The organism is Bacillus sp. RC51 (assembly GCF_044908115.1).
Lineage (GTDB): Bacteria > Bacillota > Bacilli > Bacillales > Bacillaceae_G > Bacillus_A > Bacillus_A mycoides.
In genome coordinates this window covers 1-13,355 of sequence record NZ_JBIYCW010000008.1, presented here as the reverse complement: position 1 = coordinate 13,355, position 13,355 = coordinate 1, and the positions used below count along the sequence as shown (strand labels likewise).

12 protein-coding genes and 1 pseudogene are annotated in these 13,355 nt (G+C 35.4%); 4 read left to right on the top strand and 9 right to left on the bottom strand.

Annotated features, from left to right (window positions below):
• Positions 1-341 precede the first annotated feature (341 nt).
• The 8 genes and pseudogenes from ABH959_RS16735 to phaZ all read right to left on the bottom strand — a co-directional run bounded on the left by ABH959_RS16735 (position 342) and on the right by phaZ (position 8,097).
• Complete coding sequence (locus ABH959_RS16735; protein WP_002190151.1) at positions 342-653, bottom strand: DUF3895 domain-containing protein; 312 nt, start codon at positions 651-653, stop codon at positions 342-344.
• Positions 654-902: 249 nt separating this feature from the next.
• A pseudogene (locus ABH959_RS16730) lies at positions 903-1,064 on the bottom strand (alpha/beta fold hydrolase); the annotation flags it as partial.
• A 442-nt stretch (positions 1,065-1,506) separates the two neighbouring features.
• Positions 1,507-2,238, bottom strand: a complete 732-nt coding sequence (locus ABH959_RS16725; protein WP_113935897.1) for a M15 family metallopeptidase — start codon at positions 2,236-2,238, stop codon at positions 1,507-1,509.
• Between the two features lie 48 nt (positions 2,239-2,286).
• Positions 2,287-3,522 carry a CapA family protein gene (locus ABH959_RS16720; RefSeq protein ID WP_113935898.1) on the bottom strand — a complete coding sequence of 412 codons (1,236 nt, stop codon included), beginning with the start codon at positions 3,520-3,522 and terminating at the stop codon, positions 2,287-2,289.
• A gap of 698 nt (positions 3,523-4,220) precedes the next feature.
• The gene (locus ABH959_RS16715; RefSeq protein ID WP_113935899.1) at positions 4,221-5,210 is read right to left on the bottom strand and encodes a hypothetical protein; all 990 of its coding nucleotides are present in this window, start codon (positions 5,208-5,210) and stop codon (positions 4,221-4,223) included.
• A gap of 448 nt (positions 5,211-5,658) precedes the next feature.
• Positions 5,659-5,859, bottom strand: coding sequence for an NETI motif-containing protein (locus ABH959_RS16710; RefSeq protein WP_000166302.1), 201 nt, complete (start codon positions 5,857-5,859; stop codon positions 5,659-5,661).
• Positions 5,843-7,039 carry an MFS transporter gene (locus tag ABH959_RS16705; RefSeq protein ID WP_113935900.1) on the bottom strand — a complete coding sequence of 399 codons (1,197 nt, stop codon included), beginning with the start codon at positions 7,037-7,039 and terminating at the stop codon, positions 5,843-5,845. Before ABH959_RS16705 ends, ABH959_RS16710 begins: the two co-directional genes overlap by 17 nt.
• A gap of 140 nt (positions 7,040-7,179) precedes the next feature.
• Complete coding sequence (gene phaZ / locus ABH959_RS16700) at positions 7,180-8,097, bottom strand: intracellular short-chain-length polyhydroxyalkanoate depolymerase (protein ID WP_113935901.1); 918 nt, start codon at positions 8,095-8,097, stop codon at positions 7,180-7,182.
• A gap of 173 nt (positions 8,098-8,270) precedes the next feature.
• Between phaZ and ABH959_RS16695 the strand changes: the two genes are divergently transcribed.
• The 4 genes from ABH959_RS16695 to ABH959_RS16680 all read left to right on the top strand — a co-directional run bounded on the left by ABH959_RS16695 (position 8,271) and on the right by ABH959_RS16680 (position 11,795).
• Complete coding sequence (locus ABH959_RS16695) at positions 8,271-8,690, top strand: MarR family winged helix-turn-helix transcriptional regulator (protein ID WP_002013810.1); 420 nt, start codon at positions 8,271-8,273, stop codon at positions 8,688-8,690.
• A gap of 15 nt (positions 8,691-8,705) precedes the next feature.
• Positions 8,706-9,905: an MFS transporter gene (locus ABH959_RS16690; protein ID WP_113935902.1), complete on the top strand. Its 1,200-nt coding sequence runs from the start codon at positions 8,706-8,708 to the stop codon at positions 9,903-9,905.
• Positions 9,906-10,004: 99 nt separating this feature from the next.
• Positions 10,005-11,264, top strand: coding sequence for a serine hydrolase domain-containing protein (locus ABH959_RS16685; protein ID WP_404492933.1), 1,260 nt, complete (start codon positions 10,005-10,007; stop codon positions 11,262-11,264).
• A gap of 159 nt (positions 11,265-11,423) precedes the next feature.
• Positions 11,424-11,795: a cupredoxin domain-containing protein gene (locus ABH959_RS16680; protein ID WP_215552011.1), complete on the top strand. Its 372-nt coding sequence runs from the start codon at positions 11,424-11,426 to the stop codon at positions 11,793-11,795.
• Between the two features lie 625 nt (positions 11,796-12,420).
• Here the strand turns inward: ABH959_RS16680 and ABH959_RS16675 are convergent.
• The coding region (locus ABH959_RS16675) for a sialidase family protein (protein ID WP_483862347.1) at positions 12,421-13,355 on the bottom strand (935 nt) is incomplete at its 5' end.

Sequence of the window (13,355 nt, the reverse complement as noted above, 5' to 3'; positions counted from 1 at the left end):
TCGCTTTATTAAAGGATAACATGGCAACGCGAAGAAAAAGCCAAACAAAAAATTTTTTTTACATTTCCCACTTATATAAGGGACTAGGCCGTTTAAACCTAGTCCCTACATAACTTTAACTTTTCTTTACATGCTTAATGATGCTTCATCCTTATTTCTTTACTATACCCTGTACAACTTATGTGTTAGAAACTTCTTCTTTCATTTTATCCCGCTATTTGTGGGCAGTAAGACTCCCACCTCAAAATTCGGCTGGAGCAAAGAAGTTAGGCGGGAGAATAACTGCCCGTAAACGCCCGATTGGTGTAGGCTAATAATCAGTGGGGGATGCCCCCCACTGATTAAAGTTTCACTTTATATACCCTATCTCTTTTCTCATCACTTTTGACAAAAACCAGCTTTCCTTCTTTAACAAAACCTTCTAATAGTAAGCATACTTGTCCATATGCTTTCGGCTTATTCGTAGTGAATCTTTCATCGGGTATTTTACCAGCTCGTACTAATTGTTCACATAGCTCAAGTGCACTTATTTCTTCAGAATTAAATAATCCCAATATATCTTGTTGCAATGGCGATAAAGGTACTGGTATCTCAGCTACCTCCACCGTTTCTTTTTCCTCTTCAAATAAATCTTCAAATGAAATTTGATTCATTACATCTTTTCCTTTCTGATAATGAATTTGCTTAACATGAACTGAATCTTATATGTACTAGAACTTTTAAATTTAGTTATTGTTATGTAGTCCTTACCTCTTTACATAAATTTTATAACTCATGTGCATCATTTTAAGTAGTATGTTTCAATTATACCAAATATACGTTCTATCATCTATTGTAGAATTCGTTATTGCAGAAATGAAAGCAATAGTGAACATCATCTGATTTGTTAGTTGCACAAAACATGTAACAAATCTATACTCATCTTTTAGTTTGTCAGCCACTTCTATAAAAGTAAGACTAGAGCCACCTAATCCATGTAAACAAAAGATAACCGGATTTTTCTTATTACCCCATTCTGTGATGTGTACTTTCTTATGTCGATTATTAACAAAATATCTCTTCACCCTATTCAGCTCCTAAAATATTTTCCCTACACCAACTATTTCATCTTAACAAAATTTGTAAGATGCTAACAAATAAAAAACACTACCAATCGCAGTGTTTGGGCTACCTCCACATGTCTATCAAGCTAAGAAAAGCTAACATCCAAAACAAAAAAGATGGCGAGGTTAATATTGTAGCATCTGGAAAGTAGGCAGTCTCTAAAGCCTAGTTAAGCAGATACAGTAAGCAAGTATTCTATGTTACGAATGAAAAAGAATCTGATATGAATATCAGATCCTTTTTCACTGCTTCTTTTATAAATTTAATTTCTTGATACATATATCTTTTCACACGATAACTGGTTCATACGTGCTCAAATTATCATACACCGTTTTCGCAATACTAGGAGGAAGGTTAATACTTCCACCAGATATGGCTTTTTAATAGAATCCAAGTGTATTTTTATTTGCTAGACTTAATTTTTTCGCAATACTCTTCTAAAGTTAACCCTTTTTCTTTTAGATAAACAGCAACTTCTTTTCCTACGTAACGATAGTGCCATGGCTCATACTTAATGCCAGTAATATTCTCTTTATCTTTTGGATAGCGGAGAATAAACCCATACTCTGCAGCATTCTTATCTAACCATTTGAATGCATCGGTAGTTTCAAATTTTGCATTTAAATCTTCTACAGTATTCTGCCATTCAACTGAAATAATGTCTAATGCTAATCCAGTATGATGTTCACTTGCGCCAGGATACTGAAGATATTCCAATGCCTTAGCACTAGCCTCTTTATCCGACAAACCTTGAGATTTATAGCTTTTAACTGAAGCATCATAATACGTTTGTTGTAATTTTATAGCTCGATAACTTGATCTTAAATAAAGATTGATCCCCTCTTTTTTTGCAGCTGTTACCATATCCTGATAGGAAGTTGCAATTCTGCTATCGATTTTCATATTTGGCTTAGCATTTTGGGTAATACTTGTTAATTCAATTCCTAGTTCCTTTGGTAACATATGCTCTCTATTTACAAGGATAATTCTCCAATCATTAAGATCAGAGATAGGTAAAACATCTTTTTTATTCACATTTATCTCATTTTTATTTTTATCGTTATTATTAGTAGTTTCCTGAGATGTTTGCTTTCCACTACAAGCAGCAAGGCTCCATCCCAATGTCAATACCAATGCTAAAATTATAAATTTTTTAATTGTATCTCATTCCCTTTTTGTTTATTAGTCTTTATACCAATTTCCCAACACATCTCTAGGAATATCCTTGAAATCCTTCAAAGAAACGGGACCTACAAATTTTTTAATCCCATGATTTTTAGAATTTTCATCCGAATAATCTTTTAAAAATTGAATTTTAAATTGTTTCTTACCATCAGCATAGTCGGTTACTGTCGGTACGAGTGCCGCTTGTCGTATACCAAAAGTTTTATCTTCATACTTAACAAATTGTATATAGGATAATCCTCCAACCAATGTTTCTAATTTTTCTTGAGCAGAAATAAGATTTCCAAGAGAATAATAGATTAGCGTTTGATGTCCATCTTTATTTTGTTTCCACTCAATTGGTTGAATTACATGTGGATGATTTCCAATTACTACATCTACACCTAAATCTGTTAAATATTGAGCAACTTCTTTTTGTTGTTTTGAAGGTGTAGTGGTATATTCAACTCCCCAATGCACCATAACAATCACCATATCAGAACTACTCTTTGCCTTTTCCACATCATTTTGTATCGCTTTTTTATCAATTAAATTTAATGCCCAAGACTTATCAGCTGGAATTTTAATTCCATTCGTACCATATGTATAATTAAGTAATGCAAAACTAATCCCATTTTTTGTAATCGTTTTTATTTCATTGCGCTCGTTTTGACTCTCATTAATGCCTACCGGGATAACATCCGGATATTTCTTCCAGTATTCTCTTGTATTCGCAACACCTTTAATACCCATATCCATAGCGTGATTTGTCGCTTGAGTCACTATATTGAATCCAGTATCCACTAAAGATTGACCCACTTCTTCAGGTGTATTGAAAGTAGGATATCCCTGTACTTTCAAATTATTTCCTGCAATCGGGGTCTCCTGGTTCACTATAGCAAGATCACTTGATTTAACAGCTTTTTTGATATTTTCATAAATATAGTTATAATCATATGAACCGTCTTTTTGTTTGCCATCTTTAATTACTGCGTCATGGTATAAATTATCACCCGTTGCTATTAAATTCACAACCGATTTTACTTTTTTATCTTCCGTAAAATTAGGAGACTGTTGGATAGGACTTTTATCTACCCAATTTGGTGCTTTTAATGATGTATCTATATTGGATTGAGCCGGTGGTAATGAAGCTTTAGATGTCTTAACATCTGTATTACCACAAGCGGTTAAAAGCACTAAAAAAATAAGACATAATAAAAAAAACTTTTTACTTCTCTGTAAAGTATCTAACATGTGATCCTCTTTTCTGTTTTATTACTTATAACCAGTTCTAACAAATCATTCTTTAAAACAACGTATTTTGGTTTTACCCTTAATTATGGAAGGACACTTTGTTACATTTGCTTTGGAATATACGGATAATCATTTTCCATTCTCTAGCAATCTATCAATTCCATCAGAATTGATAGATTGCTAGAAAAACATGATCCATCAGAATGTCGACTAGATTCTAATCAATCCTCCAGATATTGAGTTTCATATACCTGTTCCAATTGCAGTAACTGATTTAATCTAAACAAGATAGGAGAATAGTTCATATAGCCTCTTCTCTTGCTTTACGTTCGTGAGTGGCTCCAAAAAGAGGGGATCGTTGCTGTAACCCCCTTTAAATATTATGGAAGCTTTGTAACTAATTTCTTTACGTTAAGCGACAAATATTATACCGATAAAAACAAGTAAGACCCAAGAACTTATTTTACCAATATACAAAAAAAGTAGCAATCTTTTCTACGCCCTATATAAAGAAGCCAATTAGGAGAAATGCAAAAGGAAATGGCATTTTATATGTATCGTACTCTGAATTGCACATAATTTTTAGCAAAAACAATAAATACATAATTCCCCGTTTGTTTTCTATGAATTTCCGCAAAAAAAATAGAGGTAGTACCGACATTGGTACCAGCCCCTCATCCAATCATTTCAATATAATTTCACGCTTTCTTCAGCGAAAATAGAATATAGATTTTTTCAATTTCATGCGATTCTTCTAATACCCACGAAGTTTGATTTAAAATCTTCTGTAACCCTTCCAATCCAAGATACCTAATTTGCACACCAATAAACTCCGTAAATCCAAGGTATCCCGGATTTACATGCGCTCGGTCGAAAATTAATGAACCCGTGACACGGGCATCCGCTGGGGAATTTTCAAAGAAACGATTTAAATTCTCAATGATATCTGAATCCGAACCATACTCGAAAAGCCCCCCTTCCGATGAACAGAGCTGAATCCAACCTGAATGTTCCAAGCTCATTTTTAATAATGAATCCGGTTGGCTCCAGTTATAATGAGTTGTATTAAGAGTTATATCAAGACCATGGAATCGTTCCCCCTGCTGCTTCAAGACACCCATACACCTTTTTGCGAAATTAGGGCCGTAAGTATCAATATCTAAAATATTAATCTCAATCTTTCGTCCCTTAAGTAATTCCGGGTCTGATTCCTGTATTAAAATTAAAGTATTGATACTGTCCGTAGCAGCACCACCAGCTATATTAAAAAAACAAAGACCCCGTTCAGGGAATTGCTTAAGCTGAGGCAACAAAATTTCCGACTGGTGTCTGCAAAGATCCCTCAGCCTAATCCGAAGTCCCATAAAAGAAGTTTGCTTCACCGCCCACTTGTCCCGAAATCCTAATTTTATCCCCTTACTTAAACCAGGGCCTAGTTTGTACAGTAAAGTACGCATACCGCTAAGATAGGAATCATCAACATTCGACATTTTCACAAAGATATTTTGAATAAAGCTAGGCATCTTTTTTAACGATTCAATGCTCCGGGCTGATTTGAGGCAATTCAAATGATACGCCTGTTCATCAATACTTTCATTAAAAAGGGGATGAGTGATATCCAGCACCGGCAATTGAATTTCATCCTCAAAAACCGCATAGAGGATTCGCTGATTTTGATTTACTTCCATATTTTGAACTCCACCTCGCTTAAGCGATCAATTTCGAACTAACTAAAATACAAAGCTAGTATAATTCTGCTCTTCCAGAAAGATTTAAAGTTGCGGTTGTATTTACTTGCCATTCCGCACCGAACACAAAAAATGATACGTATTTATAGTATGCTTTTTGATATTACACTTTTCTTCTAGACGACAAAATTGATGGAATACAGATTAACGAGCACTCGGCTAATTCACCTATTTTCTCCTGTGAATTTTTAGTTTTAATTTATTATATTCGCTCTCCAATCCATGTCCGGCCAACTAGTTTCTTTTCGTTCTTCCTAGAAAATATCCATTCATTCTATTCAATTCCTCATCTTCCTATTCCTTCATTGGTCAATAAAAAAACAAGCCATCCAACTCACAAAGACTGAATTGGATGGCTCTATACGATAAAGAGAATTTATTATTTGTATTACTTCAATTTACCCTCAAAAACAATTTTTCTACCACACGGTTCAACTTCTGTTTTTCCGTCTTTCTTTACTTCATGAAAGATTGGCTCTTCCATGCGACGAGACGGTGCATATCCTTCTTGTTCCATACGCGCTAAGCAGTCTGTAATCGTTTCGTTTTCTAGTACTTCAAATTTTTTCTTATTAGGTTGTTTTGTCATGCCCTAACCTACTTTCTATTTTTCTTGATGCGAATTGATTCTTCATGTAGACCATATATACCATTGCGAGAATTCCCATTATAATCATAACCGCAATAAAAAAGCTTGTATACTGTATTTTTTCTATAAATACGCCTCCTAATACAGGTCCCATAATACTTCCTATACTAAAGGCGATTCCGGATAATATATTACCTGCTGGTAGTAAGTGTCTCGGTAATAAATCTGTCATAAATCCAAGCCCTAGTGAGAAGCATGAGCCAATGACCATACCTGCTATAAGCATACATGCAAAGACAATCCAGTAATATTGATCAAATACTGCTGCGAGTAGGAAAATGCCCGTACTTATGCTGAACGTCCACGTTAAAATACGATCTCTTCCGTATTTATCACTTAATATACCGAGTGGAATTTGTGTAATAATGCCCCCAACTGCGAATGCTGGTAATAAGAAGGAAACTTCCGATACAGACCATCCTTTGCGAAGTGCGTATACTGGTAAGTTACTATTTAACATCGCTTCAAGTACGCCATATGCGAGCGGACCAATTAGCGCAATCCAAGCTAATCCAACGACTTGTTTATAACGAGAAAAGGATGATTTACTTTCAGTTTTTGCCTCATCTTGTGCTGGAAATGCATTTTTCGTTGGTAGCAGTAAAAGCCATCCTATTAAGCAAAGTATAGTAGATACGATAAATGGTGTTGCAAGACCGTACTGAACAGTGCTTGCTAAATACGGGCCAACTGCGAAACCAATTCCGAAGAATACACCGTATATCGATACTTGTCTACCTATTTTACTAGGATCTGACGTTGTCGTAATCCACGTTTGCGTTCCGACATGGAGCATATGATCTCCAACACCAACTAGGAACCTAAGAATAAACCATACCCAAAATGAAAATGTTTGTGTAAAAAAGAATAATGAAATAATAACGAGAAACCCACCAATTACGATAATTGGTTTCATTCCAAACTTTTGCATCGGTTTTTCAAGAAACGGTGAAATAAATAATATCCCGATGTATAATGCCGTCGCATGAATACCGTTAATACTTGAACTAACCCCTTCTTGTTCAAAAATCATTGCGATGGCAGGTAAGAGCATCCCTTGTGATAAACCTGAGATTGCCACAATCCCAACCATAATCCAAAAAGTAAAACGCATTGACATCCCTAATCTCTCCCTTTTGTAATTCACCACACTCATTATATATTGTTTACTGTGGAATAAGAAAGAACTAGTGGCTGAAATAATTTTGGTTTTCCCACAAAAAAGAAGCTAGATACATTTCATCTAACTTCTTCCTCAACCTACTTATCTTCTAACCAATCCTCAACATATTTTATAAATACATCTAAACAATCTATAAACGGTGAATGCCCGCAATCTTCTAATATCGTCAACTCCGCATTTGGCAAATGTTTCGCTAATTCCTCGCCAACTACTTGTGGTACCACATAATCTCTGTCACCTTGTATGACGAGTGTCGGAGCTTTAATACGATGAATTTGCTTATTTCCCTCTACAACCCCGTTATGTTCATCCGAAATATTAAATGTAATGAGCGCATAATTCACATCTACGAAATTACGTTGCGTTAACATATCATCTAAATACTTTTCATAACGATCCGGTTCAGGTTGATTATGTGTATATATTAATAGATTCCATACTGTACGGTAATATAATTTATTCATATTTTTTATCGCATCTAGCACTGGAGCAATTTGTACGGGATCTTGCGCGATTTCTTCTTTCGTCTTTACTAAACTTGATACGATCGGTTGCCCGTTAATATCTTTTTTAAAAATTGGATATCCCTTCATTCCCACTGATTCTACTAAAATCAACTTTTCGACAAATGTTGGATGATTCGCTGTAAATTGCATCGCAACACCACCGCCCATTGACCATCCCATTAATGAAAATTTTTCTAGTTTTAATTGATCGATAAATAGTTTTACATCTCTTGCAAAATCTTGTAATGAATCTATCGATTGATTATATGTTGATTGGCCAAATCCTCTTAAATCAAGAGCGTAAATATGGTATTGATCTTGCAACTTTTCAATAACTAAATCCCAGTGTTGTGACGATGTCATGTTCCCGTGAATGAGTACAAGAATTTCTGTATTTTGCCTTCCAACTTCCTGATACGCGATCGTTTCTCCGTTCGATAGTGAAACAAACTCCATTGTTGCAGGCTTAATCATCACAAGTTCCCCCATTCTTTTAATAGAAAGAAAATTCTTTACTTAATTAAAGAATACCATGTAGAATGTACGTTCTCAATACAAAATCTATACGAAATTTCCACATAAAACAACATGTCTATTACTAGACAAGTAAAATAAAAAGGTATATAGTTAGCTAGGTAACTAATTTGAAAGGATCAAAATACATGGACGAAAAACAACATTTTTTTCACATTGTCAGTCAAACTTCTCGTAAGTTTACGAAGAAATTTAATGAACGTGTATCTCCAACAGGATTATTTAGTGCGCAATGGGCTGTTATTTTCCGCATTAATCAAACTGGATCTTGTACTCAAACAGAATTATGTCAATATTTAAATGTTGAATCACCAACGATGACTCGCACGTTAACACGTATGGAAACGATGGGCTGGATTATTCGTACGGAAGGAAAAGATCGCCGTGAGAAGCTCATTTCCTTATCGGAAACAGCAATAGAAATGATTCCAGTATGGCAAGAAGAAGTTGATTCTTTTGAAGAAAAGACGCTAGAAGGTATTAAAGAAGAAGACTTACATGAAGCTTTTCAATTGTTACAACAAATTATCAAAAATTTAGATCATTAATTTGGAGGGATGACGATGCAAAGTGAAAAACTTTGGACGAAGGATTTCCTCGGAACTTGTTTTAGTAGTCTGTTTCTCTTTTTAACATTTTACATGCTTATGACTACTCTGCCTGTCTATGTTATAGACAGCCTAAAAGGAAAACCTGAGGAAATTGGTTTAGTTGCAACTGTTTTTCTTATTTCATCTGTTTTATGTAGACCATTCACAGGAAAATGGCTCGATGATTTAGGAAGAAAGAAAATATTATTTATTTCACTTTCACTATTTTTAGCCGCTACTGTTATGTATTTCGGTACGCAAAGTTTATTTTTATTACTTGCCCTTCGCTTCTTACATGGCATTGGATTCGGAATGGCAACAACAGCAACTGGAACAATTGTAACTGATGTAGCACCAGCTCATAGACGCGGTGAAGCACTTGCTTATTACGGCGTATTTATGAGTCTACCGATGGTAATTGGTCCTTTTTTAGGTTTAACAATTATTTCTCATTTTTCATTTACTGTACTATTTATCGTGTGTTCAGTATTTTCATTACTCGCATTTTTATTAGGATTACTAGTCAATATTCCGCATGAAAAACCAGTAAGTAAACAAACACGTGAAAAAATGAAATGGAAAGACTTAATTGAACCATCTTCTATTCCGATCGCTCTGACAGGATTTGTTTTAGCCTTTTCTTATAGTGGCATTTTATCCTTTATTCCTATTTATGCGAAAGAACTCGGTTTAAGCGAAGTTGCAAGTTACTTCTTTATTCTATACGCACTTGTTGTTGTAATCTCTCGTCCATTTACAGGAAAAATATTTGATCGTTTCGGTGAAAATGTACTTATTTATCCAGCTATCATTATTTTCACAATTGGGATGTTCATTTTAAGCCAAGCGCAAACTTCATTTTGGTTCCTTGGCGCAGGTATGTTAATCGGTTTAGGATACGGAACATTAATTCCAAGTTTCCAAACGATTGCGATTTCTGCCGCTCCAAACCATCGACGTGGTTCTGCGACAGCTACTTACTTCTCGTTCTTTGATAGCGGCATTGGCTTTGGTTCTTTCATTTTAGGTATAGTCGCTGCCAAATCAAGTTATCATAATATGTATTTTATCGCAGCTATTATCGTTGCGTTCACTTTACTTCTATATTATGGATTACACGGACGAAAACAAAAATTCAAGAAACAAAGTACAGACGGACAAATATCTGCTTAACGTTCATAAGGAAAGTAAACTTACCCGTTTACTTTCCTTATTTTGTATTTATTTTAAGACGAGCGTATACTTATAATAGAAACTAAAGGAGGTACATGCATGAATGTAAAGAAATCTCCCCTGCTATTACTGTTACTAGTATTACTATTCGTAGTTACAGGGCTTGGGTTTACTTTTTTTAAAAATAATAAAACGACCCCCACTAAAGCAAATGTCACAAAAGAAAACTGGTTAGACGATCCTTACTTACGCTGGTCGTATACACATATGAAAGAATTCACTTTAATAAATGAAGTAAAAAACATCCCTGACCAAGTTGCTCCCTTCCCTACCGCGTTACAAAACTTAGACGATTTTGCTGTGGAGCGCAGATTTGGAAATACGACTCCTCTAAAAAAACTTTTAGACGAAAACAAAACAGATGCTTTTGTCGTTGTACAGAATGGTCAACTTGTTTATGAACGATATCTCAATGGATATAACGAGAGTGAACCTCATGGAATGGCATCGTTAGCAAAGGTGTTTACTGGTGCAATTATACAATCTCTCGCTGAAGAAAATCGAATTGATGTAGAAAAAACAGCTGACACTTACATAAAAGAATTAAAAAATACACCGTTTGGTAAAGCAACACTTCAACAATTAATGGACATGCAAGTTTCCGCTGAATACCCTACTCACGGATATATGCAGCTAGGACTAGAAAATCAAGATGCACAACTATATTTAGCTAGTAATATTTTACCCCGAGGTAAAAATTACGAGGGGCCTATGAAAATTTATGATATGTTACTAGAAGCAGAAGAAACTGCACCACCCGGTTCCTCTTTTTCTTACAATAACGGATCAACAGAAACACTCGCTTGGATTATCCGAACAATCACAGGAAAATCATTAGCTGAAAATGTAAGCGAGCGAATTTGGTCTCAAATTGGTATGGAAGAAGACGCTTATTACGTTACAGATGAAACAAAAGTAGAACAAGCAAGCGCTGGTTTAAATGCAACTGCTAGAGATATGGCGAGGTTCGGGCAATTACTTTTAAATAATGGTCAATATAATGGAAAACAAATCGTCCCTTCTTCTATTACAGAAGGTGTGAAAAATATACAAGAAGGTGAGCTCGCAATTGGTCGTGGTGCTTCCATTTCTTATCATAATCAATGGTGGATTCCGCACAATGAACAAGGTGCTTTCGAAGTGTTAGGCAGTTACGGACAAACTCTTTACATCGATCCGAAAGCAAGTATGGTAATCGTCCACTTCTCTTCTAACGCTGCGCCTAGTAATGAAATCCATTCGGTTTATTCCGATATGTATATTGATATTGCACATCATTTGGAGAAGCTTCCACAGTAGTGGAGGCTTTTTTTATTTACCCAAATCCTATTCCAGTTAGTACTTGGTTAGCAGGAGTTGCCGAAAGAATTACTATTTAAGCCACGCCTAAACCCCATTTATATTGATAATATTTTAGTAATTTGAAAACACTAGTGCTTAGGAAAGGAGGGATTACGAATGTCTGTGAAAAAGCTATTAACTGGATTAATCATTTCACTTGCGATGATTGTAGTTATGACTACTTTAGGATCACTCCGCGTATTGGCCGAATCCGACGTTGTGAGACAGCCTATTGAGGTTGAATTGAATGATGATTACTTTAATCCGAGTATCATCACTGTTCCGGTTGGGAAAACGACGACGTTGCTATTGAAAAACAAAGGAAATAGAGAACATACCTTTACGGTGAAAAAACTCGGAATTGACGCCGAAGTCCCGTCAGGAAAAGAAATAACAATTACCGTAAAACCTGAAACTCCCGGTACATATGAACTTATATGTCGGTTCCACTACTTGAAAGGAATGGATGGGAAAGTAATAGTCAAATAACGAGCGGTACCGGTCGATCCTTACTTTTTTATAAAGTGAAACTTAAATTCGCGGGGGTTTCCCTCCCCCGCAGATTATGAGCTCTCACTAATCAGTTTTTTACGGGCAGCATAAAATCGTTACGCTGTCGTAGCGTACGAAATTTGTGTTTGGATGGTGCTACCCCACCACCATCAACTTAATATTTTGAAGTATCCCCAAAATGATAAAAATAAACTTCTTTCTATAAATGACACAAATTTTTCATTTTGGGGACATTATAAAATTTAAACTTGATAGCGATGTGGTAATACCAGTTTAGAACGATATCTTTGCCCTAAAAAAAATCGAACCATAAATTTGCCGGCAAGCTTATGGTTCGATTTAAATTATTTACTTTTAGTAACTACTCAGCCCCTCTATGAAAAAAAAGCCAGAAAAGCATCTTTTTAAATGGGCGAGAGGGACTGGCCATGCATAGAAGCGGTCAGGGCCTTTTCCTGCCACGCGTAAAGCTTTAAAACAAAGAAAGGCAGCGAGGTGTAGGTCCATTTTTATCTTCATGGCTGGAATTATACTCCTTACCAAACTTCTAAATGAAATGTATAGCTGAGTAGTTACCTTATTTTTCAAAAAAACATTCTGACTATTTCTTTTTCACTTCTTCTACAATTTCCCATGTCTCTCCGTTATCTTTTGATTGATAAAGTACACTACTATCGCCATTGTAGTCTCCATCTGCCCCTTGTCCAACTAACATATTAAAAACCCCATCTTTCTCATATGGCATACTAGGAGAATCAAAAGGACTTATTGTGGACTGTGTATGATCTAATTTGACTTCATGCGGCGGATATTCTACCTTTTTGAAAGATACCCCCCCATCATCTGTGCGATATAACTCTCCCTCATTACCAGAAGGTCTAACTGCTCCTAAAAACCCAAGTTTATCATTTATAAAAGTGATTCCTGATACACTACCAATCCCCCTATTAAATGGGTCTGGATTGATAACCTCCCATGTTTCCCCTTCATCACTAGTCTTGCTTAATGAATAAAAGGCGCTCCCTAATGCTTTATCTGTCATATTTAGTTTATAACCAACTTCTTTTGATAGGAAAAACTGTTCTTTTTCATTCTTTAAATCTTGTTGTTTCTTCTCTTTAAGCCTATCTTCATTTGGAGGCGTCTTTGATTTACTCCAACTTGCGTCACATATTAAGTTATATCTAGCAGGTACTAGCTCTTTCTCTTTTCCAGGGACAAATATAGATACAGTATATCCAATGATTTCAGAAGCTGCTTCTTTAAGACTCTGCCCCTTACCATCCTCAGTAATATTAATAATTCCCTCTGTATTGGATCCCCAATTTCTTTTTCCATAATAAATCAACCCATACTTACTTTCATTCCACTTTCTAACCGTTTGCTTAACTGGAATCGCCTTAACCGTTTTAATTAAAGGTTCTACTAATTTATCATCATCATAATCAGGCTTTGCATATCCGTCTCGTATTATAGTAATATCTTTTGATTTCTTCTCATTATAAGAGATTAAATAAGTTTCTTCTTTCCCATCAA

Coding starts and splice junctions, on each gene's coding strand:
- ABH959_RS16735 (WP_002190151.1), bottom strand. CDS start 653: ATGAATCAAATTTCATTTGAAGATTTATTTGAAGAGGAAAAAGAAACG.
- ABH959_RS16720 (WP_113935898.1), bottom strand. CDS start 3,522: ATGTTAGATACTTTACAGAGAAGTAAAAAGTTTTTTTTATTATGTCTT.
- ABH959_RS16715 (WP_113935899.1), bottom strand. CDS start 5,210: ATGGAAGTAAATCAAAATCAGCGAATCCTCTATGCGGTTTTTGAGGAT.
- ABH959_RS16710 (WP_000166302.1), bottom strand. CDS start 5,859: ATGACAAAACAACCTAATAAGAAAAAATTTGAAGTACTAGAAAACGAA.
- ABH959_RS16705 (WP_113935900.1), bottom strand. CDS start 7,039: ATGTCAATGCGTTTTACTTTTTGGATTATGGTTGGGATTGTGGCAATC.
- phaZ (WP_113935901.1), bottom strand. CDS start 8,097: ATGGGGGAACTTGTGATGATTAAGCCTGCAACAATGGAGTTTGTTTCA.
- ABH959_RS16695 (WP_002013810.1), top strand. CDS start 8,271: ATGGACGAAAAACAACATTTTTTTCACATTGTCAGTCAAACTTCTCGT.
- ABH959_RS16690 (WP_113935902.1), top strand. CDS start 8,706: ATGCAAAGTGAAAAACTTTGGACGAAGGATTTCCTCGGAACTTGTTTT.
- ABH959_RS16685 (WP_404492933.1), top strand. CDS start 10,005: ATGAATGTAAAGAAATCTCCCCTGCTATTACTGTTACTAGTATTACTA.
- ABH959_RS16680 (WP_215552011.1), top strand. CDS start 11,424: ATGTCTGTGAAAAAGCTATTAACTGGATTAATCATTTCACTTGCGATG.